This is a genomic window from Elusimicrobiota bacterium, from assembly GCA_026388155.1.
In the GTDB taxonomy this organism is placed as follows: domain Bacteria; phylum Elusimicrobiota; class Elusimicrobia; order Elusimicrobiales; family UBA9959; genus UBA9634.
The window spans coordinates 128,416-153,025 of record JAPLKI010000013.1 but is presented as its reverse complement, the minus strand read 5'-3'; the positions used below and the strand labels follow the sequence as shown (position 1 = coordinate 153,025).

Here is a 24,610-nt window from a genome sequence, read left to right as displayed (position 1 = left end):
GGATTCCCTGATTGGGGTGGGAGAAAAACCCTAGTTTTACAGACTTACAAGGCCTTCCTTCACGGCGTACTTGGTAAGGCCGGCTATGTTTTTGATATTAAGCTTTTCCATTATCCTCTTGCGGTGGGTTTCCACGGTTTTGACGCTTACTCCCAGTTTGGCGGAAATTTCCTTGGTGCTCAGGCCTTCCGCAAAAAGCTGCAGCACTTCCCGCTCCCTGGCCGAAAGCAGGGTGAAAGCGCTTTGGGAATTTTTCGCCGGGTTTTTTATGTAATCACTGAGCACCAGGCTGGTTATACCGGCGCTCAAAAAAACGCGGCCGCATGAAACGGCTTTTATGGCGTCCAGCAGTTCTTCAAAAGCCGAATCCTTCAGCAGATAGGCGCGGGCCCCGGCCTTGAATATTTCAGTGACATATTTTCTGTCGTTGTGCATGGAAAGGGCTATTACGCGCGCTGTTTTTTTTGCTTTCGCTATTTTGCGGGCGGCCTCTATCCCGTTAAGGCCCGGCATGGAAATATCCATTATAACTATGTCGGGCGACAGTTCCCTGCACAGGTGCACGGCTTCAAGCCCGTCGCGGGCCTCGCCCGCCACTTTTATGCCGGGCTGCTTTTCAAGAAGCGCCCGCAGACCCTCGCGGAATATTTTATGGTCGTCACAGATAAGTATTGTTTTTTCCATGTTTCTGATCCTTTCCTAGAGGCGCTGTTATAACGGCCAGCGTCCCGCCGCCGGATTTTGAGTTCACCAGGAACGAGCCGCCCAGGTGCGACATCTTTTCCCTTATGGAGAAAAGCCCGAACCCGCTCTTTTTCCCGTCGTAAACCGAGCGCGCTTCTACATTAAAGCCCCTGCCGTTATCGGCGACCGTCACCACTATTTTTCCGCGGGCGCGGCGCACCCGCATTTTTACGGCCCCGGCGCCGGAATGTTTCACGGCGTTAACCAGAAGTTCGCGGGCGGCCTTGAATATCATTATCCGCGTTTCCGTGGGCAGGGGTTTTGATTTTCCGTCATCCTGAAAGTCCACCGCCATGCCGTGGCGGCGGCGGGTATCTTCGGCCAAACGCTCAAGCGCGCTTTCAAGTCCCAGTTCATAAAGTATCGGGGAAGCCAGCTGGAAGGTGAGATTTCTGGTCCCGAAAATAGCTTCCTCAATGAAACCGGACAGTTTCTTCAGTTCACGCGCCGCTTCAGGCGCAGCGCAGTGAGCATGCAGCGCACCCGCTTTCATTTTTGCCATGGCCAGCGTCTGGCCTATAATATCGTGCAGATCCGTGGCTATTTCATGGCGTTCCCGCTCCTCGGTAAGTATAAGTTCCGAAGAAAGCCGCCGCAGTTTTTCCTGGTAGGAAAGTATCTCTTTCTGGCGCCTTTCGCGTTCCGCCACCTCGGCTTTCAGGGCGGAGTTAAGCTTTTCAAGGTCCGCTGTTCTCTCGCGGACGCGTTTTTCAAGGTTCCTGTGGGCGCTTATCAGCGCCTGGGACGCCGTACGGCGTTCAAAATATGTCCTGAGCATGTCGGCGAGCGAGTTTATAAGGTTCCGTTCTTCGGCGAGAAACGGGCCTTCCGCTTCCGGCGGCATCTTCTTAAAGTAAAACACCTCTATCCTGCCGGACATGCCGCCGCTTATCTTAAAATCGCAGGACTGGCGCCAGCGCGTGCGCCTGAAGCCGGCTGTACGCGCCGAACATTCGCCCACCGCAATGCGGCCGGCGGTTATTTCGGGGTACTGCCAGGCGGGAGGAATGAGTTTTACCACGCGGCCCAGCACCTGAGCCGGTTCAAGCCTGTCGTCCTGCAGTATGCAGACGGCGGAGTGAAGCGCGGTAAGTTCCTTGACCCTTTCGCGCAGGGCGTGTATTATTTCGTTTTTAGGAACTTCCTGCCGCAGCGCATGTATAGCCTGCTCGGGCGGCAGTATGGAAGACGCCGTCTTACCAAGACCGGTTTTTTTTACATTTTTGCGGCTGCTTTCTGTCTTCATGATTATTTTCAGGCTACAAACAGTGTGAAGACACAGCCTGTACAGTTAAGTCTACAAAAAAATCTGCCCGCCGGCTAATTCTTAGCCGGCCCTCAACCGTCAGGCTTGCGGGCGCATAAAGTTAGTATAATTTTGTCGTTATAAGAAAATCCTCAGGGCCGATTTTTCGTGCCGCGCCGCAGGCTCAAGCCCGACTAAAGTATCCGGTGCTTAAGATCAAATAAGAACATAAATGAAAAAAACCTTATCAGCCGTTTTTATCTCAGCAATAGGCTTAAGCCCGGCCTGCGCGGCGGACAGCGCCGGAATGAACGCTTTCCTTAAAGACCTGTCAGGCAAGCTTGATCTCTCCACGGCCTGCATCTCCATAATAGACCTGAGCAACCCGTCCTCTCCCGAACGCGGCGGCTGGCGCGACGCCGAAGTGCAGCCCGCGGCCAGCGTGATAAAGCTGAATCTGCTGGCCGGTGTCTACAACGCCGTGAGCGGCGGCGTGTCCCTGAACTCGAAGATAACGATAACAACGAACAACTGGACCGGCACCTGGGACCCGAATGCGGACGGCATACCCGACTCCGATCCGCCGATACTCGTAGGCGAGACCTGGACGCTGGCTAAACTGACCGAGGTTATGATACGCCGCAGCGACAACGTCGCCGCCAACACGCTGATAGATTTTCTCGACAGAAAAAAGGTGACGGTTTTTGTACAAAGCGCAGGCCTTACTTCCACTTATGTGCGCCATAAACTTTCCAGCGACATAACCGTGCGCGACCCTGAAGCCACAGGCTATAACCAGATGCCGGCGCACGACGCCGCGACACTGCTGATGCTGGTTGCCGGCAGAAAACTGGTCAGTCCGGAAGCCTCGGACGCCATGTACGCGACGCTTTCGGGCCAGCTTGACAGGGAGCTGATAGCCGCCGCACTGCCGCAGGAAGCCTCTTATGCCGGCAAGACCGGAGAACTCGACGCCGCCAGGAACGACGCCGCCATAGTAAAGGCCCCGGGCCGTGAATACGTGCTGGTGGTTTACACGCAGCTGCCCGGCCCGCAGGGCAAGCCTCTGATACAGGCCATAGCCAAAGCCGTGGACGAGTTTATTAAGAACAGCGGCCCTGTTAAGCCTTAAAAGCCTTTCCGCCCCCGGCCGATAAATCCTTTTATCTGCCGCGACGGCGGAAATACGCGCTAATAAAAAAAGCCGGGAACGATTCCCGGCAAAAGCATTCCGCAGCTAAAAAAATCCCCCGGGTTTTAAAGCCCGGGGGATTTTTTCCGTCAGATGGAACTGAGTTCTTTTTCCATCATGGGATATGTCCCCACATCCAGCGGCGTCTGCGAAATGCTTGGGAGGCTAATTTTCCCCCCTCCTTCCATGTAAATGCTGTGCCACACGCCGGTAGGGCCCGGGCCAAAGCCTATCTTCTCGATGTCGGCTTTAGCTTCTTCCAGCTTTTCCTGCTGTTCCGGCCCCTGCAGGTCCAAATTCAGGTATCCTGAAATCATATGGCGGACAACCTCCGCCGCCTCATTGTATTTGGGATCCGCGTCTATCTGGATATTTTTTATATCCTGGTCGTGAATATGCAGCTCTGATGAAACCCAATCCCTGCTGGCCCAGTAATTGACCCATTTTCCCACCGATCGCAGCATGTGAGGTTCCATAAAAAAATTCTGGTCTGTGATAAGCGCGCGGACGGCGGCCTTGTACTTAAGCCCCCCGAACGGATGGCTAAGGTTGAACCCGCCTATAGGATTTCCGAGGGTGACCAGCTTGGCGACCTGCACGCCCCCGCCTTCACTCTCTATTTCCCCCAGAGCCTCTACGGTCAGCATACATCCCCAGCTGTGCACGACCATTATTAAAGGCCTTTTTTTGGACGAAGCATAGGCGGCGGCCAGTTTTATATCTTTCTTGAGGTCATCAACCACCGGACGGGATTGTCTCTCATCCCCGTTCCAATAGAAACCGCTGCCAAAGAATTCGCCGCAGGCGCCGGCGCCGCATATCTTTTTAAGGTCTTTATAAAGGTATTCGGTCTCATTGGCATCCCTGTCCCTGAACAGAAATCCCGCCACCATATCCACTACTTTGCAGGTATCCCTGTTAAGATCGCGCAGCGTATAGGCGGCCGGTATGCTGATCTGCGACCGCCCCTCATAGATCTCCTTGCCGCAGCCGAAAGTTCTGAAATTCAGGCCGTCGACGGTAAGGATGACCGGCTTGGCGGTAAGGTCTACCCCCCCATTTTCGTTTTTCTGGGCGGTAAGGTCCGGCCCCCCGTCTTCGTCTTCCGGGGCGGCTTTGGAAAGCGACGCGCAGACCGTCAGTATGGCCGAAAGAATTACTGCCGCAACGGCTTTATGTAAGTTGTTCATAATATATAGCAGCCTCTTCGGTGTAACAGCCATTGGGCAAAAAAGCTTTGCGGAAATTGTTCTATATGTAGTATAGCCTCGGGGTCTTGCCATGTCAAGGGTCACAGGATCCGGTACGACAGACTGAATAAAAAGAGCCCCGGTCTCCCGGGGCTCTTTTCTTTACGGTTTTTACCGCTTACCGCTCAACGCACATGGCTATGCCCATGCCGCCGCCTATGCAGAGGGTGGCAAGACCCTTCTTCACATTGCGTTTTTTCATCTCGTGCAGCAGGGTTACAAGTATCCGCGCGCCGCTGGCCCCGACGGGATGTCCCAGCGCTATGGCGCCGCCGTTCACATTTACAACGTCGCTGTTGAAGCCCAGTTCTTTTGCCACCGCGAGCGACTGCGCCGCAAAGGCCTCATTGGCCTCTATCAGCTCAACATCCTTAAGCTGCCAGCCGGCGCGCTTCAAAGCCAGGCGCACCGCATCGGCGGGGCCTATGCCCATTATCGCGGGGTCCACGCCGGCCCAGCCGTATGAAACTATTCTGGCCATCGGTTCCAGTGAGTGTTTCTTCACCGCGTCTTCGGACGCCGCCAGCACGCAGGCCGCGCCGTCGTTAATTCCGGAGGCGTTGGCCGCCGTAACCGTGCCGTCTTTCTTGAAAGCGGGCCGGAGTTTGGCCAGTCCTTCCACCGTAACCCCCGGCTTGGGAAATTCGTCCTGCGTAAACATCACAGGGTCGCCTTTGCGCTGAGGAATGGCCACGGGAATTATTTCATCCTTAAAGCGGCCTTCCTTTATGGCCTTCTCGGCCTTGTTCTGCGACAGGGCCGCGAACTTATCCTGCTCTTCCCTGCCAAGGCCGTACTTGGCGGCCAGATTTTCAGCCGTCACTCCCATGTGGTAATTATTAAAAATGTCCCACAGACCGTCGCTTATCATTGAATCCAGCAGTTCCCCGTGGCCCATCTTATAGCCGTAGCGCGCTTTTTTCAACAGGTACGGAGCGTTGGTCATGCTCTCAGCGCCGCCGGCTATTATCATGTCGGCGTCGCCGCACTTTATCTGTTGGGCCGCCATGGCCACTGTCCGAAGACCCGAACCGCAAAGCATATTCACGGTCATGGCCGTTTTGCTGTTGGGTATACCGGCGCCTATGGCTATCTGCCTGGCCATGTTCTGACCCACGCCCGCCTGGAAAATGCTGCCGAAAAGCGCCTCGTCAATGTCGGCCGGGTTAACCTTGGCGCGCTCAAGCAGTGCTTTTGCCGCGGCCTTGCCCAATTCCACGGAACTGAAATCGGCAAGCGCCCCGCCGAAACTGCCTATCGCCGTCCTTACTCCTTCCGCTATGAACACTTCTTTCATCTTGATCTCCTCCGTTATATTTTTAATTCCCTAAAAACTTGTCACTTGAGACTTATATGTACCCCAATTTTACCGCCTGCACTTCAAGCTCGCACCTGAAATCGGGATGCGCCGCGGCTATCAGATTGCGGGCCCGTTCCCGCACCGTGCGCCCGCGCATATAGGCTATGCCATGCTCCGTCACTATATGGTCGGTATTGGCCCGGTGCAGGGTAACAGCCGTACCTTCCGGCAATACCGGTACTATCGTTGACACTTTGCCGCCGCGCGCCGTGGAGCGGCAGGCAATTATGGACTTCCCCAGTCCGTCGTACGCTTCCTTGGCCCCCACGGCCGTGTCGGTCTGGCCGCCGGTGCCTGAATATTGCGCCGTTCCTATGGACTCGCTGGCCACCTGGCCGGTAAGGTCCACCATCAGGCAGGTATTTATGGAAGTCATGCGGGAATTCTGCCGTATCACGGCGGGGTCGTTCACCCAGGCGCCGCGGCGGAATTCCACCGCCGGGTTATCGTCAAGCCAGTCGTAGAGTTTGCGCGAACCCATGGCAAAAGTGCACACGAACTTGTCTTTAAGCAGCGTTTTACGCTTGTTCGTTATTACCCCCGCCTCGTAAAGCTCCATTACGGAATCCACCATCATTTCGGTATGCACGCCCAGGTCTTTCTTGCCCTTAAGCGCCAGCGCGGCGGCGTTGGGAATGCCGCCTATGCCAAGCTGTATGGTCGCTCCGTCCGGCACCAGTTCCGCTATGTGGCCCCCGATGGCAAGCTCTGTCGCGTCGGGCGAGGGCGAAGGCAGGGTGGGCACCTCCTGGTCGTTTTCGACAAAAAAATCCACATCTTCAACGCGCAGATGCGTATCGCCGAAAGTGCGCGGCAGGTTGCGGTTCACTTCAAGGATAACGGTACCGGCGGCCTCGATAACGTCTTTTTCATAGGTCACGCCAAGGGAGAGCGACACAAAACCTCTGGTGTCCGGCGGGGTGCAAGTGCCGAAGAAAATATCCGGCTTCCGCGCGTATATGCGGTCAAGGGCGGCACGGTGCAGCATGTTCGGCACATAGGTGACGGTGCCGGCGCCGGCGGCCAGAGCCTGCCTTGAGCCCGGCGCGTGAAACCAGCTGGCCAATTCAAAACGGCCTTTCATTTCCGGCTTCATATAAAAATCGTAAGGCTTGAGCGTAAGCACGGAAAACACGCGCACGTCGCGCACGCCGGCAGCCGTGTGGAACTGGGCCATGCAGCCCTGCGGCTCCGAAGCGCACTGCGCCACCACCACGTCGTCGCCGGATCTGATTTTGGCCGCGGCCTCGCGGGCCGAAATTAGTTTTTCCCCGTAGACGGATCTTTTAACGGTTTTATTTTTTTTAATGGCAATCATAGTTTCCTCTTAATCCTCATCCTTCAGCCTTTAGCAAGTATCCCGCGGCTGAACACGCGCGCGAAAAGTTTAACCACCGCATCGTCCGGCAGGCCGTAATGCCCCTTAACCTTGAAAAGGTTCTCCATTATGAAGTAATTGAAATAGTTCCAGGTGACCATCATAAGGGCGGCCGCGGGGTCGATGTCGGCGGCTATTTTGTTTTTTGCCCTCACGGGCGAGGCTTTAAGGGCCGCATTGTAACCGTTGCGCATATTACTGAAAATTTTAGATACATGCCGGGCCTGAAATTCCACCACGTCCACATAAATAAGCAGCGTGTAGGTCGAGAACTTCTTCACCGTCTCCCTTGAGGCGAACCCCAGGGCCTCGATGTTGTCTGGGAATGCGGTCTGCGAAAGAGCTTTTATAAGCGGCTGCTCTGGGTTGAAATACTCTTTTTCGCACTTTTCAAGCAGGGAAACGAATATGGCCTCTTTGGTGGGAAAATGGTTGTATATGTTCCCCAGCGACACTCCGGCGCCGGACGCGATATCGCGCGTGGAAGTGCCGTGAAAGCCCCGCCTGGTAAAAAGCGCGGCCGCGGCCGCAAGTATCCGCTCCTGGTTGCCGCCTGCGGCGTCCTTGTTGTTGACTGAAGGTGTTTTTGTTTTTATCATAAATGAACGAGCGTTCGTTCATAAATATTTTAACACAAAACTCGCCGCGCGTCAAGTCCCCTGCTGGCCGCTTGAGGCTAGGGCTGAAGAACTGAAGTTTTGAAGAAAGCGAGGGCAAAGCACTTCAGCTCTTCAGCGATGGGCTTATAGGTTGCGGGATGAAACCCGAGTTGGGCTGCAGTTTACCGGCTGGCTCGTTTATGCCTGATGTATTCTATAACACCGGGCATCACCGACAGGATGATGATGGCAAAAATAACCGCTGAAAAATTGTTTTTAACCACAGGCATATTCCCGAAAAAGTAGCCGGCCAGCATTAAGAGCGTTACCCAGGTGGCCCCGCCGATAATATTGAACATCAAAAACCGCGGATAGGTCATGGCCCCCACGCCCGCCACAAAAGGCGCGAAGGTGCGCACTATGGGCACGTATTTGGCGAGTATTATGGTCTTGCCGCCGTATTTTTCGTAAAAATTGTGCGTCCGGGCGAGATACTCTTTTCTGAAGATCCTTGAGTTCTCGTAGTTAAAGACCTTCGGCCCCACAAATTTGCCGAAAGCGTAATTTGAATTGTCCCCCGCAATGGCCGCAAATATCAGCAGCGGCCAGACCTTTGAAAGGTCCAGATAACCAAGCGCCGAGAACGCGCCTATGGCGAACAGCAAAGAATCCCCCGGCAGAAAAGGCGTTACCACAAAGCCGGTCTCGCAGAAAATGATGGTAAAAAGTATCAGATAGGTCCACGCGCCGAAACTTTGTATTACCTGCCCCAGGTATTTATCCAGATGCAGCAGAACATCTATAAATTTCAGTATGTAAGCCAAAAGACCATGAATGATTTCCATACTTAAGATGTAAATACTATCAAAATACCGTGTGCGGGTAAATCATAAAAGTGTTATGTCCGCGAGCTATTCGTCCCGGGCTGTTTCGGCTTTCTGGGCGTGCTGTTTAATGTTGGCCAGTAAATGCGCGGGTAAAAATTTAAAATTGGCCACCGCGGTCGGAATGACAGCCGACGCTATCACGGTTATTATCAAAAATGAATATTGCCTTTCGTCTATTATGCCGTGCGTCAGGCCGTACAAGGCCGAGATGCTGCCGAAGGTCAGGCCGGTCGACATAAGCAGTGTGTAGTACCATTTTTCGGACCTGTCTTTCCTGAAAATGGAGATCACCGGGTATAAACCGAATATTTTGGTGGAGACCTTGCTTGCGAACAGGATCACAAAGACCATCGGCGCGGAAACAAGCGCCGGTATTGAGACGAACGAACCCGCCCTTATAAAATAGAACGGCGTTAAAAAACCCACGGTCAGGCTTCTGAGCCTTTTGATCCAAAGCTGGTTGTCCGACGCGAATTCCGCCAGCACCATGCCGGCCATGTAGGCGGGCAAAACCGCTTCGCTGTCGGCCCACACGCTTAAAGCGCCCATGGCGAATAAAATGAACGAGACCCATTTAACCCGTATGGCCGCCGTCCTGTTGCCGTAAACATCAGTCAGGTGGTTGGTTATATAAGGAAAGACGGAAAGTATCAGAGCCGTGGCTCCGATGAAAACAATCGTCTTATAAGTAAACGGTGAGAAGATCAGGCCAAGGGCTATAACGGTGCCCAGGTCGTTCACAAAGCAGGCGCCCAGTATTCCCTTGCCGAATTCCGTGGAGTTAAGGCCCGTTTCTATCATCACGGCATACACCACGGCCATTGAAGTTGTGGACAAGGCAACCCCCGCAAGCAGGCTTGCCTGCAGGCCCCAGTGAAGCAGATAATAGCTGAAAACCGACGCGCCCGCGAAAGGCGCCAGAAAGCCGACGAAGCCCACCACCAGGACCTCTTTCAATTTAGCTTTCATGACCTTATGGTCCAACTCCGCACCGGCAAGAAATGTCAAAAACACAGCCCCGGACGAGGCCAAAAATTTCAGCCATTCCTGATCGGAACCCAGCGAATTATGTCCGAAATATTTATTAGCGGCCGTCCCGGCAAGAACGCCCACGCAGATCTCTACCAGTGCTATGGATAATTTCAGGTGGTAGGATATTATCGCGGACAGAACGGCAAGCCCCAGCCACAACGCGCTTATGACGTAGATGTGTTCCATAATAATCTCCTTACTGAGGGCCTCTGTTTCCTCCGCCTTTAATAATTTCTCTATAATCGCGCGGATTTTGACTGAAAACAAAAACTCCCGCGATATAAATCGCAGGAGTCATCAGCCGATCAGGCGGTTCAGGCGAACTCCATCGCCTACACTAAAATACCGGCTATGTTTGCCATAAGCCGTATGCCGTACGCTGTATGCTTTAAAAGGAATTCTTTCTATGCCTATGGCTTAAGGCATATGGCGTATGGCATTTGTGAAAACTGGTGGGTGGTACAGGATTTGGTCACAGGTTCCGGTCTCGCCGTCGCTCAACCGGACCCGCGACCCCGGCTCGCGGATTCGCCTGCTGGCTCATCAACGCTCCGCCTTTCAAATCCTGCCGCGAATCAAGCAGTTGATTCGCTTACCACCTTAAAAACTGGTGGGTGGTACAGGATTTGAACCTGTGACCCCTGTCGTGTGAGGACAGTGCTCTACCGCTGAGCTAACCACCCGTAAGTGTATATTTTACAATAGTTTTTTCTGTTTTTCAGGTTTAATCCAACCCGCCCGGTGTCCGATCTGGTGTCCAATTCCTAAAACTAAATAGAACTAAACAGAACGATATACAGCTAAATTGCACAAAGTCGGCTTCCGGATTCATGACATACATGCTTGCGGACAATTTCCCGAGACTTCTTAAAATTTGCAACAGGCAAATCACTACCGCTATAATAACAAAAGCGGGAATATTTTGCGGGAGATTGTCTTTAAGCGAGGACCCGGATGAAAAAACTTCTATTGTTTGCGGCTGTTGTCCTTTTTTGCGCTTGCACACGGAAAAACATTGAAAAGGCCTCGGGCATAACGTTCTCGATGTATCCCGCCGTGGAAGGCGAAGCGGGAAATAAAAACTGCAAAGACTTTTTGGGAAGCTGCATACTCTTTCAGACCGACAAGCCTTTATTTGAGCTGAGCGGCTTTGAGTTCAGGGCCCTGCCGAGGACCTCGCCGGACAGGCACAATCAAATAGAGCTTTTTCTGGCTCCGAAGCAGGCCTCGGACTTTGAGGCGATACCTGAAAAATATATCGGCGAAGGAAAACGCCTCGCGCTGGTTTATCAGGGCAGGATCCTGCACGCCCCCAAGTTAAAGGCCGGAATAAAAACTAACGCCGTAACCATCGATTTCTGCAACGAGCATGTCTATAAGATAGTGCTGGCGAGCCTGCGCGGAGAAACGCCGCCGGAGTACAAGTTCAGCGACGATAAGTCGTGGAACATATGTGACCCGGTGTCCGAAAAGTGATTAGAAGAGAAAAAGCGGGCTAGTTCTTGTCGGCGGCACGAAAAGCGTTGTAAAGCACATAGGCGCGGCTTACATACTGGGCCTGCGTGCCGTAATTACGCCTCGCTTTGTTGGGTTTAGTCCAGCCGGGCACCGCCACCCTGGGAAAGGATTTTGCCAGGTCGTGGTAGCCCTGGAAATACTCGGTTTCAAAAAGCCTGTTGAACATTTCGTCGCCGTAATAGTTGCGGAAGAAATCCCCGCCATAGTACCACGCCTTGAATTCGGCGGCCAGGAAGCGCAGGCCGTATTCCGGGTTGTTTAGCAACATCGTCTTCGCATTCGAAAGTTGCTTCGGAATACGCACGCTCAGGCCTGGGACCCTCCCCCCAAGCACGTCCGATGCCTGTGTAGACGCTATTCCCGCCGCTACGCCGTCCAAGTGGTTCACGTTGAACTCATGGTCGATCTCGTTGTAACTCTCGAAGACGCAATATGACGCAAGGGCATAGGGGTCCATCTCCATAGCCATGCCGACCTTTTTGAAAAGAGCGCCTTGAGCCTTCCACAGCTCCGGAACATCCCGCAGGATTTCCGGGATATTGTAGGGTTCTTTGTTCTGGCCGCGCGCGTCGTAAAAACCCGGGAAACTTTCCGCATAGAAGTCGTACGTGACCAGTCTGCCGAAAGACGGCGCCGCCTCGGTCTGGACTTGTTCCGGCGCGGCCGGCGGCATGACCACCTGCACCTCGGAAATATTCCCCGACAGGGCCGATTCGAAATCGGAGCTTTGAGCCGACTCCGCTTGAGCAAAAGCGAAAAGCAGGGAAGCTATAATGAATGCGTATCGAGTGTGCATAGAGGTCCCATCAACCCTTACAGTTATAGTGTAAAGTAGCGCAATTAGCATGTCAAGGGCCTCCGGGGCATAGGGCACGCTGACGAAAAAGACAACAGGTGGAAGCGGCATATCGACCTTTAAAGCTGCTCAACTGATCGACAGCGTCCCCTGCTGCCCGCTTTTCCCTCTTCCGCAAAACAAAACCGCGCCCCGGCAGAACGGGGGCCGTTTATTTGGCCGGGAAATTTAAAAATGCCGGCGGTTTTTTTATTTTTATTATAATATTGAAAGCGCGTTCCGGCGGTTCCCTGGAGCGGGAAGATGAGTTTCCGCGCTCTCTATACGCAATTAACGCCCTGCCGGAGAAGGGAAAAAACTTTCAGCCTGGACCAACTTATGAAGAACAGCCCCGGATACCACAGCAAAGGACCTTACGAAATGAACCTTTTCGCCGATTCGATCCTTGAAACCTGCGCGAGAAAAAAGCTCGGCCTGAAAGCCACGCTCGATATTTTCCTGCCGAAAATAGCGCAAGAATTCGGCACTGACGCCGCCGCCCTGGAAACCAGCAACGAGGACCTCAACAAAGAAGTTTTCAGCTGGAAAGCCGCCCCGGCTTTTGAATTGGGAAAAACCCCGGCCAAAGTAAGCGTGGCCGGTTCGCGCGGCCTGCAATGGGTGTCCCAGCCGCTGGACCTGGACGGACGGCGTGTAGGCACCCTGGCCTTCGGCTACCGCGGCTCGGTCAATGTGGACGAGGATTACCGCGCCCGCCTGAATGCGGTATGCGAGGAGCTGGACGGCACGCTCTGGAACATACAGAGCGCGGCGTTAAAACAGAAGCTGATGGAACGCATGACGCGCTGCCTGACGCGCAGCGTCCTGCGCGACGCCATAGACGAGGCGGTGGTAGCCCTGCACGCCGAGATCCCGTTCCGCCACCTTGGACTGGTCTATCTTAACGACGACGCGGCTGAAGGCGAGCGCATACAGTACCGCATCTACCGCGGCAGACGCTGCGTGCACGATTCCGAGCAGCGGCCCCACAAAGCCCTGAGCTTGGCCATAAAAACTCATGGCATACACCTGCTGGACCCTGAAAGACACATGGTCCGCCGCCTGCTGGGGCTGAACGAAGGGATAGGTTTCACGCTTAGCGGCAGGGCCGCCGGCGCGGCCCAACTGGGGAAGCTGGTGACCGAAGTGAAAAACGGGCTTTCCACCTTCGGGCGTGACCTTATGAGCATCTTCGCTAATTCCATAAGCCAGCGCCTGATAGATTATAACCGCGAGCGGCGCCACATGGCCAAATTTTTTTCCCCCTCCACGGTCTCTGAACTGCTGAGCGACCCGGACTATATGCGCAAGCACCTGTCGCCCAGAGTAAAGACCATAGCCATACTTTACGTGGACATAAACTCTTTCACCAAGCTGTGCGAAAAAGGCCTGCGCCGCCCGGACCGGATAGGGGATTTCGTGGACTACTGGAGCGAAGGGGCCGTGCGCATAGCCTGGAACCACGGCGGCACTTTCGACAAGATGGTCGGCGACTGCGTGATAATACACTTCGGCCCTCCTTTCTTCCGTGAATCGCAGGCCGGCTGCGCGCGCCAAGCCGCTCTGGCGGCGCTTGAGATACAGGATTTCACCGCCCGCCTGGGGAACCTGCCGCGCTACCGCGGCCTCGCGGGCAAGATAAAGGCGAAGGGGCTTGGCGTGGCCGCCGGAGTAAACCTCTGCCCGGCCGCCGTGGGACTCTTCGGCCCCAACCACGACTTCACCGCCTTTTCCAGCGGCATGAACCAGGCAGCCCGTCTGCAGTCCAAGGCAGGTTTCCGCGAGACCCTGGTAATGGCCTCGGCTAAGGACGCCATGCTGAAGGCCGGCCTGGCCGGGGGCCTGCGCTTTGAAGGGCCGTACGAGACCGAGGCAAAGAACGTCGCCAAGCCGCTGCGCTACTTCAGGCTGAAGGCCGCAACAAAACGTTAGACCACCTCCGCCGCCCACGCCGGGTTTCCTTACATAAGTCCCTCCTTATTTTCTAAAATAACAGGAACGAGACAATGCCGATGCAGCTTTACCGAGGATAACGATATGGGCAAAAACAAAGTTCTTCTTATAATCCGCGACGGGTGGGGGATAGCTAAGCCGGACAAATACAATGCCGTAGACAACGCCAGGAAACCCAACATGGACCGCTATCTCAAAACCTATCCTAACAGCGTCCTTGAACCCGCAGGCGAAGCCGTGGGACTGCCCAAAGGCTACCAGGGTTCCTCCGAAGTCGGCCACCTCAACATGGGCGCAGGCCGCATAGTAATACAGGAACTAAAACGCATAATGGACATGATAGAAGACGGCACCTTCTTTACAATGCCCGCCCTGAAAAGCGCCATGGATAACGCCGCCAAAAACGGTTCAGCCCTGCATTTAATGGGCCTGGTCCAGGACGAAGGCGTGCACGCCCACCAGGACCACATGTACGCCATCATGCGCCAGGCGAAGAAAATGGGCATAAAAAAGGTCTGGATACATTTCTTCGCTGACGGCCGCGATACGCCCCCCAGGAGCGCTTTAAGCTTCCTTAAAATGCTTGACGAAGTGATAAAAGAAGTCGGCATAGCCCGGGTAGGCACTATCATGGGCCGCTATTACGCCATGGACCGGGGTGAAAAGTGGCAACTCACCGACCAGACCTACAACGCCCTCACAAAAGCCGAAGGCGCCAAAGCCAAAACCGCCGAGGAAGCCATAACCGGCGCCTACGCCACGCTGAAGAATCCCAACGGTTTGCCCATAGTAGACGAATACATTCCGCCCACCATCATAGGCGATTACCCCGGCATGAAAGACGGCGACTCCGTGATCCATTTCAATTTCCGCCAGGACCGCGCCATACAGCTTACCAAAGCCTTCGTAGAGGACAATTACCCCGGAAACCGCTGGAAGAAAATGACCGTGGTCTACTGCGGCCTGACCCGCTACTACGACGAATTCAAATTCAGCGCCCTGCCCCCCATGGACGAAGGCGGCTGTATGGACAACCTGCTCGGCCAGATAATTTCAGAGCAGGGCCTCCGCCAGCTGCGCCTCGCCGAAACCCAGAAGTTCAAGCATGTCACCTCCTTCTTCAACGGCAAGCGTACCGAGCCCTACAGAAATGAAGACCAGGTGGAAATAAAAGGGACCTGGGACCCGTCCAGCTTCGGAGAGCATCCCGAAATGAACGCGCCCGAAGTCGCCGCGCGCGCGCTGGCTGAAATAGCCTCGAAAAAATACGACTTTATTCTGGTCAACTTCGCCAACTGCGATATGGTAGGCCACACCGGCATATACGAGGCCGCCGTGAAAGCGGTGGAAATAACGGACCTCTCGGTGGGCAAATTGGTGGATTCGGCGCTGAAGCATGATTACACCGTAATGGTAACCTCCGACCACGGCAACGCGGAAGAGATGTGGGATTACAAAATAAACATGCCCAAGACCTCGCACACGACCAATCCGGTGGAGTTCATTTTTATAACCGCCGGCTCCTCAGGCGTGAAACTGCGGCCGCACGGGATATTGTCCGACATCGCCCCGACCGTGCTTGAGGTTCTGGACCTGCCAAAGCCGGCGGATATGACGTCAGCATCTCTTATTGCGAAGCAATAAGAGACGGCCATAAGCCATATGTCATAGGCCATAAGCTCTATGGAAACTCCTAAAAAAGCATATGGCATACGGCCTATGGCGCGGCTGGAACAGCCGCTTATGTCTACCGTTATGTTCATAAAACTTAAAGTTCACGCGGCCTCCAAAACGGAAAAGATAATTAAAAAAGCCGCCGACGCCTATGAAATATGGGTCAAGGCGCCGCCTGAACGGGGGCTTGCCAACATCGCGGCCATAAGCCTGCTGGCGGCCTCAACGGGCAGGGAACCCAAGCGGATACATCTGGTTAAAGGCGCGCATTGCCCCTCCAAAATAGTAAAAATTTTATAGTATAATCACATTATGTCCTATGTAAAAACAGCGAGGAAGCTTGCCATAGCGGCGTTCCTTATATTCATGGCCACGCTTGCAACTTTACTGGCAAGGCAGATGAACCTGGGCCCAATGCGGCCCGTTCCGGCCTTCCGCGCTTTAGGCCGGAAAACAGCCGAGATACAAATTTATGAATACACCGACTTCGCCTGCCCCCACTGCAGCATGGCCTATTTCAAACTGGAAGAGATGCTTAAGCTTTACGCGGGCCATATAGCGGTTCATTTCAAGCACTATCCGCTTATGTCCATACACAAATGGTCCTTTCACGCCGCCGCTTACGCCGACTGCGCGGGCGAGCAGGGTAAATTTCAGGAATACGCGGCCCTGCTTTTTGTAAATCAGGAACTCTGGGGGCACGCGGAAAAAAAACCGGCTGAATTTTTCAGCTACGCTAAAAAACTGAACCTTGACCTTTCGGCTTTTGAGGCCTGCTCAAATAACGCCGAAACCATCCGAAGAATAAAGCTTGAAATGGCCGAAGGCGACCTGAAAGGCGTGACTGCCACGCCCACTTTTTTCATAAACGGAAAACGCGCCGTGGGCGCGGGCCAGCTGGTTGACGCGGCAAAACATTTTGACAATCTGCTGAAAAAATAATGGAAAACGAAAACAGGGCTAAAATGGCGTGCGGGCTGGCGGCAAGGCTTATCGTGGGCGGGGTGTTTATTTACGCGGGCTATTTAAAGGCCGCTTCCCCGGCCGAGGAGTTCGCCTACGCCATAGAGGGCTACAAAGTAGTTCCGCCGTGGCTCGCGCTCTGGACGGCGCTCGCCCTGCCCTGGCTTGAACTTTATCTGGGGCTTATGCTCGCAACCGGCCTGTTTACCCGTTTTTGCGCCGCCTCGCTCGGCCTGCTGCTGCTGGGTTTCGAGGCCCTGCTCGCCCAGGCCTGGCTGCGGCATTTGCCGGTATTGTCCTGCGGCTGCTTCGGGACCAGCGGTTCCAACTCGCTTGCCGGGGAATTCGCGCGCAATATTCCGCTGCTGATCTTTGCCGTTATGGCTTTCCGGCTCGGCGCGGGATTTTCGCTGGACTCGGCGGTTGATAAACATGACTAGAAAAATATTTCTTCCGGCAATGTTCTTTTGCGCGGTATTGCCAGCCCTCGCTTTCCGCCCGTACGGCCAGAAAGCCGCGGCCAAAGTCAGCTGGATGAACGTGTCCGCTCTTCAAACGGGAAAAGAGTACTACATGGAAATATCGCAGGACGGCCAGGCGATGATGCGGATCGAGACAAAAAAAGCCTCCATAACGCGCCGGGGGATTGTGAGCGTGCAGCTCGCGAAGGATTTTTTCCGTGAAATAGAAAACTCGGAAATACTGAATTTCCAGGACGGAGCCGGGAATAAAATGGTTTTTTACCGCGGCGAAGTTTTAAGTATTTCGGCTTACATAAACGGGGAGCTGCGCCGGGTAGACGCCCCGCTCAACACTTTCGGGGAGGCCTTCTCTTACGCCTTTGGCGAAGCCAAAAAAAGCATAGAAAAGCTGCCGCTGGATAAAAAACTTTACGGGTTCCTGATAGCGGAGCCGATCGCGGGTGACGAGCTTGACCAGTTCAGGGAACACGCTTCCAAGGAACATGAGATAAAAAACATTGAAACCTACGATATACAAAAAGTAAAGCCTCTTTTTGAAGCCATAAGGCAGCCTTACCGCCTTATCCCGCTTCAGAGCCAGGATGACGCGAAAGACATAAGGAGTTTTATTTCGCTTAATCAGCTTTACGGACTGCGCAAACTTTTTTACCTGCCGAGCACCAGGGGGGTTTTTAAGTGCCAGGTAAAGGAAGCCGGCAAATAGTGCGAACCGGGAAGCGGTTTTTTTGTTAGAATTAAGATACTTAAGCTATGGAACAGGAAAAACCTATACGGGTGGTGGCGGTGGACGATGACGAAGCCATACTTGAAATTTACGAGACGGGGCTCTCCTCCGACAACTGCGAAGTAAAAACATTTTCAAGCCCTAAAAAGGCGAAGGAATTCTTCGCCGGGGCCAAACCGGAAGAAATACCCGATGTCGTTCTGATGGACATCATGATGCCCGGTGAGGACGGCATAAGCCTTATGGGCGATATCCGGTCCATGCCCGCGTCCGCCCATGTGCCCATACTTGCCGTAAGCGGCTTAAACGACGCCGCCACCTTGAATGACGCCCTTCTTTTCGGCGCCATGGACTATCTTGTTAAGCCTTTTGACCTGGAAATGCTGCTGGCCAAAATAAAAAAAGCCGCCGAAATTTCCCGGAAAAGAGCCCCAAAAACATAAATTATTGTCAGCCGGCCGTTCGCGTTCGCGGACGGCTTTTTTCATCCCCCCTTTCCCCGGCAACCGGCAGCTGACGACCAAGAACCTTCAACCCCCCGTTCCTTCCGGCTCTTAATATTTATATATAATGTTATCCAGCCATGGAGGCTCCTAAAATATATGCTTAAAACACTGAAAATCGCTTTTACGCAAAAAACGCACGACGGCACCACGGAACGCCTGCTGCAGCTGGCGTTCGCCTACTTCGCCACCTACATACTGACGGGGGTCTTCCCGAAATACTTCATGAACACCGCTCCCGGCTATCCCGCCATGAGCGACGTGCAGTATATGGTCTACTCCACTCTCTTGTCCAGCCTTTTCTGCGTAACGCTCGTCATAATCTGGAAATGGTACAAATTCCAATCCCAGGGCAGGATCACGGTGCTCGGCCTGACCTTCCCCAAAGAATTCCTCTACATCATACCGTCCGGTGTCTGCACCGCGGTGGTCATACCGACCACCACGCTGATGTACCTGCTGCCCATCTCGGTGATGGTCGCCATGATCATCATGCGCGCGAGCATCATTATAATAAGCCGCATCATCGACTCCATACAGATACGCCAGGGCATCCTGACAAAGACCGTCTACTGGGAAGAGAACGTGGCCGTGATATTTGCGCTTTTCGCGGTGGCTCTCCAGCTGCTGAATTTCAAAGGCGCCATCGCCCTTATGCAGGAGACGCACGGGATAATAGCCGCCTTGAAACAGCTGTTCGTCTTTGATCCCAATAATTTCGCCTTTATAAAGAACGCGGCCGCGATGACCATACTGACAAGCTATATTACCGCCTACTCCATCCGCATCTACATAATGAACTACTTCAAGAATACGCGGACAAAGGGCGTGCCCTACGACAACAAGGGCTTCTTCGCTGTGGAGCAACTTTCCGCCAGCACCGCAATGATCCTGGCAACGCTGACCGTGGTATTTTTCATGACCCCGGACCTGGCCAATCCCAAAGATTTTGTGGCCAACTTTCAGGGCGCGTTCTCAAACGCTCATAAGGATTGGTTTAAAGCGGCGCTTGCCGGCATCCCCTACGGCATAGGCGCTTTTTTCTCGGTGTTCCTGTTCATGTTCAAGGGCCGTACCGCCACCTTCTCGGGACTTGTCAACCGCCTGACCTCGCTTATCGCGGGCACCATAGCGACCCTGATAGTGTATTTCCTGATGGCCGCCAAACCGCCGAAACTGGAAGACTGGATAGGGCTGGCAGTCATATTCATCGCCATCTATTTCCTTGGCCTCGCGGAAAAAAAGCGCGCCTGCGAACTGGCAAAGGCGCATGAGCTGGAGCCGGAAGCGGGTTCCGAATTGGCCTGCGGCCCGGCAGAACTGCGCCATAAGCTTTAGGCTATACGCTTTATGCCATAGGCCTTAAGGAATTCCTTGAAAGCATATAGCTTATGGCGTACGACTTATGGCGCGGCTGTCCGTCTGCTGAGCATAGCTCCTGATACGGCACCTGCGCAAGCATTGGAACAGCCGTACGGCTTATGGCTTAAAGCTTATGGCAGGCAATTACAATTGAATCCTGACTAACTATTCGGAGAGTAAAGATGAAAAAACCAGTGAACGAAAAGGTTAACATCTGCGTGGTGGGAGCGGGCTATGTGGGCCTGGTCAGCGGCGCGTGTTTTTCCGAGCTTGGGCACCGCGTGGTCTGTGTGGACAGCGACCCAAAAAAAATCGCGCTGCTGCGCAAGGGCGTAATGCCCATTTACGAAGACGACCTGGAGCGCGTGGTTAGGAAAAACGTGAAAGCCGGCCGTCTGCATTTTTCAAATTCCATAAAAGACGGGCTGCACCACAAAGGCCACAGGGCCGAGGCCGTATTCATAGCCGTGGGCACCCCGCCCCGCGAAGACGGTTCGGCGGACCTTTCCGCCATAGAAAAAGTTTCAGAGGAAGTGGCTAAAAACATGACCGGCTACACGGTAATAGTGGAAAAATCCACCGTGCCGGTGGCCACCTGCGACTGGATAAACAAGACAGTAAAGCGCCACAATAAGCGCTGCATACCCTTTGACGTCACCTCAAACCCGGAATTCCTGCGCGAAGGCACGGCGGTTTGGGATTTCCTTAAGCCCGACCGCGTGGTGGTAGGCGTATCGTCGCCTCAGGCCGAAGCGCTTATGCGGCGGATCTACAAGCCGATAAAGGGCGCGCCGATCGTGGTTACCAGCGTAAAAAGCGCGGAACTTATAAAGCACGCCTCCAACTCTTTCCTTTCCACCAAGATCTCCTTCATAAACGCCGTGGCCAATGTCTGTGAAAGGACCGGCGCCAATGTGGAGGACGTGGCCAGGGGCATGGGACTCGACAAGCGCATAGGCAACTCTTTTCTTAAAGCCGGCATCGGCTTCGGGGGTTTCTGCTTCCCCAAAGACCTGGAAGCCTTCTACTGGCTGAGCAACCAGGTGGGCTACAACTTCGAACTTCTGAAGAATGTGAAAGACATAAACGAAAACCAGAAAATGTGGCTGGTTAAAAAAATCGAAGAAGAACTCTGGAACCTGGAAGGCAAGACGATAGCGCTGCTGGGTCTCGCCTTTAAACCCGAAACCGACGATATGCGCTTTGCGCCGTCCATAGATATCGCGCGCGAACTTTTAAAACGGGGCGCGAAAGTGCGCGGCTATGACCCTGTTTCGCAGGAAAACGCCAGGCACGTCATCAAGGGGATTTACTTTGCCATGGACGCCTACGATTGCGTGAAAGGCGCCGATTGCGTGTGCCTGGTCACCGAGTGGAAAGAATTCGCCGGGCTTGACCTGAAAAAAGTCATGGCGCTCGCGAAACACCCCATAATGGTGGACGGCCGCAATCTGTTTGACCCGGCCAAGATGCGCAAAATGGGGTGGACGTATACGTCTGTCGGTCGGCCGTAAGCCGACCGACGCCATAAGCCATACGCTTTAAACCATAAGCACATAAGGTGCTCCTTATAAAAGCCTATGGCATACGGCTTACGGCCTATGGCAATAGTATAGGAGTTTCCAAATGAGAATACTTGTTACCGGCGCGGCGGGGTTTTTGGGCAGCCATCTTTCAAGATATCTTCTGGCTAAGAACCATGCCGTTGTGGGAATAGACAACTTCATCACTGGCAGAGTGGACAACATACAGGACCTGTTAAAAGAGCCGAAGTTTGAATTCATAAAATATGATGTGACCAACTATCTGCATGTGCCGGGAAAACTGGACGCCGTTTTGCATTTCGCCAGCCCCGCTTCCCCCATTGACTATCTCAAATTTCCCATCCCAACGCTTAAAGTGGGCGCGCTGGGCACTCACAAGGCGCTGGGTCTTGCCAAAGACAAGAAGGCTATCTTCATGATAGCCTCCACCTCGGAAGTTTACGGCGATCCGCTGGTTAACCCCCAGCGCGAGAGCTACTGGGGCAATGTCAACCCCATAGGCCCGCGCGGAGTCTACGACGAGGCCAAGCGTTTCGCCGAGGCCATGACCATGGCCTATCACCGCTATCACAAAATGCCGGTGCGCCTGCTGCGGATCTTTAACACTTACGGCCCGAATATGCGCATTGAAGACGGACGGGCTGTGCCCAATTTTATGGCCCAAGCGCTAAAGAACAAGCCCATCACGGTTTACGGCGACGGCTCCCAGACCAGAAGCCTGTGCTACGTGTCCGACCTTATAGACGGCATTTACCGCCTTCTGCTGTCGGGAATAAACGAACCGGTAAATATCGGCAACCCGCAGGAAATAACCTTGCTTGAACTCGCGCGCGCCATAAAAAGAATAACAGGCAGCCGCTCCAAAATAGTTTTCCGGCCGCTGCCCGAAGACGATCCCAAAGTCCGCAGGCCGGATATTACGCTTGCAAAGACGAAACTGAAATGGTTCCCGAAGGTGGACCTGGAAAGCGGCCTGAAAAAGACCGTGGTCTATTTCAGGGCTAACATTTGACAACAGGTGGATGAGAGAAGTCAGAAGACAGAAGTCAGAATATAGAACGCAAAAACCAGATTAATGAAAGAGTTCCTCGAAATCCCAGCTTCTGAATTCTGTATTCTGACTTCTATATTAACATGCGCATATTGATAATTGAAGACGAAAAAAAAATAGCCGAATTTATCAAGCGCGGCCTTAAAGAGGAAAATTACGCCGCCGACACGGCCCTGACAGGCCCCGACGGCCTGCGGCTGGCTCTTGAGAACCCGTACGACCTGCTTATCCTTGACCTTATGCTGCCCGGCCTTGACGGCCTGAGCCTTTGCGCCAAGCTCCGAGAGGACGGTTTTTTGAAACCCATACTTATGCTGACGGCCAAAGACCGCGTGGAAGACAAAGTAAAAGGCCTTGACTCCGGCGCCAACGACTACCTCACCAAGCCTTTCGCCTTTGAAGAGCTGCTGGCGCGGGTGCGCGTTCTGCTGCGGAAAAACCCGGCTGAACCGGCGACGCTGCTCAAAGCCGGAGACCTTGAAATGGATCTGCTCTCCCACAAAGTAAGGCGCGGCGAAGTGGAAATAACGCTGAGCTCGAAAGAGTTCGCGCTTTTGGAATATCTTATCAGGAACGAAGGCGCCATTGTAACCCGCACCATGATAGCCGAGCATGTCTGGGACATAAATTTTGACACCGACACCAACGTGATAGATGTTTTTATAAACTACCTGCGCAAAAAAATAGACCAGGGAAGTTCAAAAAAACTCATCCACACCATCCGCGGCAAAGGCTACACTCTGAAACCGTAAATTCGCAGGCAGCCGGGAGGTTATCACTTAGGTTTACCTGAGCAGTTACCTTCCCAAGCAGCAACTTAAACTTTATGTTCAAATCCGTCCGCTTCAAACTGACCGTCTGGTACGCCCTGACCCTTTCGGTAACGCTTTCGCTTTTCAGCGTGCTGGTCTACAATAATCTTCAAAAAACGCTTTACGAGAACATGGACCGGCTGCTTGAATTCCGTGCCGAGGGCCTTGCCGACGCCGTTGAGGCCTATCTGGAAACGGAGGAAATTGAAACCGGCAGGGTGCCCAAGGCCTCCTCTAAAAGCGGAACTTTTTTTAAGGTGACGCAGAGTCTGTTGAACGGCGACGTCTACGACCCTAAATTTGCGGCCATAGAGGTGAAAATAACCGACGCCGGTGGCATAATATTGGCGAGTTCCCCGGGCGCGGCGAATGCCCCGGAAATACCGGAGGGTACGCTGAACGAAGCCGTCAGGGGCGAAGCCGCCTACGACACCATTAAAGCGCCGGATTCGCAGGACAAAGAAAGCGTTTACCGCTCTTATACCACTCCCGTGCTGAAAGACGGCGAAACTGTTTACCTCATACAGGCTTCAAGGCCCCTGTATCAGACCGAGTTCGCGCTGAATAACTTACGGACCATGATGGCCGTTCTTGTGCCGCTCATAGTGCTTTTTACCGGAGCGGCCGGCATGATATTCGCGCGCGTGGCGCTTAAGCCGGTGCACGGAATGATAAAAACAATAAGGCAGATAAGCGCCGAAAACCTCAGCCTGCGCATCCCCGCGCCTGACACCAGAGACGAAATCAGAGATCTTGCCAGCATGTTCAACGACATGCTCTCGCGGCTTGAGGGTTCCTTCCTTTCGCAGAAGCGGTTTATTCAGGATGCCTCGCACGAATTAAAAACGCCGCTCACCATCTTAAAAGGCGAGTTGGAAGTAGCGCTGAAAAAAGCCCGCTCCGAGCCGGAATACACCTCGATACTGCAAAGCAACCTGGAAGAAACCAACAAAATTTCAAGACTGGTCGAGAACCTGCTGACGCTGGCCAAATTTGACAACCGGGAAATCCCCCTTGATATTTCGCCGGTGAACCTGAACCAGGTCCTTGAATCGCTTGCCTCCGACATGGTTCAGGTGGCGGAAAAAAAGCGCATAAAGCTCGCTCTTAAGCTGGCTCCCGGTCTGCCTGAAATAAAGGCCGACGCCGGACAGTTGAGGCGGGCTTTTTTGAATATCCTGGACAATGCCGTTAAATACAGCGATGAAGGCGGGACCGTAATCATGAGCTCCGCTATCGCGGGCGCCGGGGTTCTGGTTATGTTTTCCGACACTGGCCGCGGCATAGCGCCAAAAGACCTGCCGCACGTTTTTGAAAGGTTTTACCGGGCCGATTCTTCCAGGAGCACGGAAGGCTTCGGCCTGGGGCTTGCCATAACTAAATCCATCCTTGACGCGCACGGCGCCGCCATAATCGTAAAAAGCGAACCTTTAAAAGGCTCTTCTTTCAGCGTTTCTTTTCCCGGCCAGGACATAGGGTAAATGATTAATGGGGCAAACCC

General features: G+C 53.8%; 23 protein-coding genes, 1 tRNA gene and 1 riboswitch. Of the genes, 14 read left to right on the top strand and 10 right to left on the bottom strand.

Going from position 1 to position 24,610, the window contains the following annotated elements:
- Window positions 1-36: 36 nt before the first annotated feature.
- Together NTX59_05325 and NTX59_05320 are read right to left on the bottom strand one after the other, a co-directional pair.
- Entirely contained in the window at window positions 37-684 is a 648-nt protein-coding gene (locus NTX59_05325) for a response regulator transcription factor (GenBank protein ID MCX5785088.1), read from the bottom strand.
- On the bottom strand, window positions 659-1,990 hold the full coding sequence (locus NTX59_05320) for a sensor histidine kinase (GenBank protein ID MCX5785087.1): 1,332 nt from the start codon (window positions 1,988-1,990) through the stop codon (window positions 659-661). Before NTX59_05320 ends, NTX59_05325 begins: the two co-directional genes overlap by 26 nt.
- A gap of 232 nt (window positions 1,991-2,222) precedes the next feature.
- On the opposite strand from NTX59_05320, the gene NTX59_05315 reads away from it, so the two are divergent.
- Complete coding sequence (locus NTX59_05315; GenBank protein MCX5785086.1) at window positions 2,223-3,122, top strand: class A beta-lactamase-related serine hydrolase; 900 nt, start codon at window positions 2,223-2,225, stop codon at window positions 3,120-3,122.
- Between the two features lie 149 nt (window positions 3,123-3,271).
- Here NTX59_05315 and NTX59_05310 read toward each other — a convergent pair whose 3' ends face one another.
- The 7 genes from NTX59_05310 to NTX59_05280 all read right to left on the bottom strand — a co-directional run bounded on the left by NTX59_05310 (window position 3,272) and on the right by NTX59_05280 (window position 10,371).
- Entirely contained in the window at window positions 3,272-4,372 is a 1,101-nt protein-coding gene (locus NTX59_05310) for a hypothetical protein (protein ID MCX5785085.1), read from the bottom strand.
- Between the two features lie 178 nt (window positions 4,373-4,550).
- Complete coding sequence (locus NTX59_05305; GenBank protein MCX5785084.1) at window positions 4,551-5,729, bottom strand: acetyl-CoA C-acetyltransferase; 1,179 nt, start codon at window positions 5,727-5,729, stop codon at window positions 4,551-4,553.
- Window positions 5,730-5,781: 52 nt separating this feature from the next.
- Window positions 5,782-7,110 carry a 4-hydroxybutyrate--acetyl-CoA CoA transferase gene (locus NTX59_05300; GenBank protein MCX5785083.1) on the bottom strand — a complete coding sequence of 443 codons (1,329 nt, stop codon included), beginning with the start codon at window positions 7,108-7,110 and terminating at the stop codon, window positions 5,782-5,784.
- A 23-nt stretch (window positions 7,111-7,133) separates the two neighbouring features.
- Window positions 7,134-7,769: a TetR/AcrR family transcriptional regulator gene (locus NTX59_05295; GenBank protein ID MCX5785082.1), complete on the bottom strand. Its 636-nt coding sequence runs from the start codon at window positions 7,767-7,769 to the stop codon at window positions 7,134-7,136.
- Window positions 7,770-7,951: 182 nt separating this feature from the next.
- Window positions 7,952-8,593: a DedA family protein gene (locus NTX59_05290; GenBank protein MCX5785081.1), complete on the bottom strand. Its 642-nt coding sequence runs from the start codon at window positions 8,591-8,593 to the stop codon at window positions 7,952-7,954.
- Window positions 8,594-8,680: 87 nt separating this feature from the next.
- Window positions 8,681-9,874 (bottom strand): cation:proton antiporter, encoded by a 1,194-nt coding sequence (locus NTX59_05285; protein ID MCX5785080.1) that lies wholly within the window; start codon window positions 9,872-9,874, stop codon window positions 8,681-8,683.
- A gap of 95 nt (window positions 9,875-9,969) precedes the next feature.
- A riboswitch (Fluoride riboswitch) is annotated at window positions 9,970-10,030 on the bottom strand.
- Window positions 10,031-10,296: 266 nt separating this feature from the next.
- Window positions 10,297-10,371 (bottom strand) — tRNA-Val (locus NTX59_05280).
- Window positions 10,372-10,642: 271 nt separating this feature from the next.
- On the opposite strand from NTX59_05280, the gene NTX59_05275 reads away from it, so the two are divergent.
- On the top strand, window positions 10,643-11,164 hold the full coding sequence (locus tag NTX59_05275) for a hypothetical protein (protein ID MCX5785079.1): 522 nt from the start codon (window positions 10,643-10,645) through the stop codon (window positions 11,162-11,164).
- A 19-nt stretch (window positions 11,165-11,183) separates the two neighbouring features.
- Here NTX59_05275 and NTX59_05270 read toward each other — a convergent pair whose 3' ends face one another.
- On the bottom strand, window positions 11,184-12,002 hold the full coding sequence (locus NTX59_05270; protein ID MCX5785078.1) for a hypothetical protein: 819 nt from the start codon (window positions 12,000-12,002) through the stop codon (window positions 11,184-11,186).
- A gap of 378 nt (window positions 12,003-12,380) precedes the next feature.
- On the opposite strand from NTX59_05270, the gene NTX59_05265 reads away from it, so the two are divergent.
- From NTX59_05265 to NTX59_05210, 12 genes are all read left to right on the top strand, one after another.
- The gene (locus tag NTX59_05265; protein ID MCX5785077.1) at window positions 12,381-13,973 is read left to right on the top strand and encodes an adenylate/guanylate cyclase domain-containing protein; all 1,593 of its coding nucleotides are present in this window, start codon (window positions 12,381-12,383) and stop codon (window positions 13,971-13,973) included.
- A 105-nt stretch (window positions 13,974-14,078) separates the two neighbouring features.
- A complete protein-coding gene (gene gpmI, locus NTX59_05260; protein MCX5785076.1) occupies window positions 14,079-15,638 on the top strand; it encodes a 2,3-bisphosphoglycerate-independent phosphoglycerate mutase in 1,560 nt (519 codons plus the stop codon).
- Between the two features lie 39 nt (window positions 15,639-15,677).
- Window positions 15,678-15,968, top strand: a complete 291-nt coding sequence (locus NTX59_05255) for a DUF167 domain-containing protein (protein MCX5785075.1) — start codon at window positions 15,678-15,680, stop codon at window positions 15,966-15,968.
- A 12-nt stretch (window positions 15,969-15,980) separates the two neighbouring features.
- The gene (locus NTX59_05250) at window positions 15,981-16,610 is read left to right on the top strand and encodes a thioredoxin domain-containing protein (GenBank protein ID MCX5785074.1); all 630 of its coding nucleotides are present in this window, start codon (window positions 15,981-15,983) and stop codon (window positions 16,608-16,610) included.
- Window positions 16,610-17,071 (top strand): DoxX family protein, encoded by a 462-nt coding sequence (locus tag NTX59_05245; protein ID MCX5785073.1) that lies wholly within the window; start codon window positions 16,610-16,612, stop codon window positions 17,069-17,071. Before NTX59_05250 ends, NTX59_05245 begins: the two co-directional genes overlap by 1 nt.
- Complete coding sequence (locus NTX59_05240; GenBank protein MCX5785072.1) at window positions 17,064-17,816, top strand: hypothetical protein; 753 nt, start codon at window positions 17,064-17,066, stop codon at window positions 17,814-17,816. Before NTX59_05245 ends, NTX59_05240 begins: the two co-directional genes overlap by 8 nt.
- Window positions 17,817-17,863: 47 nt before the next feature.
- Window positions 17,864-18,280: a response regulator gene (locus tag NTX59_05235; GenBank protein ID MCX5785071.1), complete on the top strand. Its 417-nt coding sequence runs from the start codon at window positions 17,864-17,866 to the stop codon at window positions 18,278-18,280.
- Window positions 18,281-18,439: 159 nt separating this feature from the next.
- Window positions 18,440-19,678: a hypothetical protein gene (locus NTX59_05230; GenBank protein ID MCX5785070.1), complete on the top strand. Its 1,239-nt coding sequence runs from the start codon at window positions 18,440-18,442 to the stop codon at window positions 19,676-19,678.
- Between the two features lie 206 nt (window positions 19,679-19,884).
- Entirely contained in the window at window positions 19,885-21,216 is a 1,332-nt protein-coding gene (locus NTX59_05225; GenBank protein ID MCX5785069.1) for a UDP-glucose/GDP-mannose dehydrogenase family protein, read from the top strand.
- A 112-nt stretch (window positions 21,217-21,328) separates the two neighbouring features.
- The gene (locus NTX59_05220; GenBank protein ID MCX5785068.1) at window positions 21,329-22,258 is read left to right on the top strand and encodes an SDR family oxidoreductase; all 930 of its coding nucleotides are present in this window, start codon (window positions 21,329-21,331) and stop codon (window positions 22,256-22,258) included.
- A gap of 122 nt (window positions 22,259-22,380) precedes the next feature.
- The gene (locus NTX59_05215) at window positions 22,381-23,049 is read left to right on the top strand and encodes a heavy metal response regulator transcription factor (protein MCX5785067.1); all 669 of its coding nucleotides are present in this window, start codon (window positions 22,381-22,383) and stop codon (window positions 23,047-23,049) included.
- A 74-nt stretch (window positions 23,050-23,123) separates the two neighbouring features.
- A complete protein-coding gene (locus tag NTX59_05210; GenBank protein ID MCX5785066.1) occupies window positions 23,124-24,590 on the top strand; it encodes an ATP-binding protein in 1,467 nt (488 codons plus the stop codon).
- Window positions 24,591-24,610 lie beyond the last annotated feature (20 nt).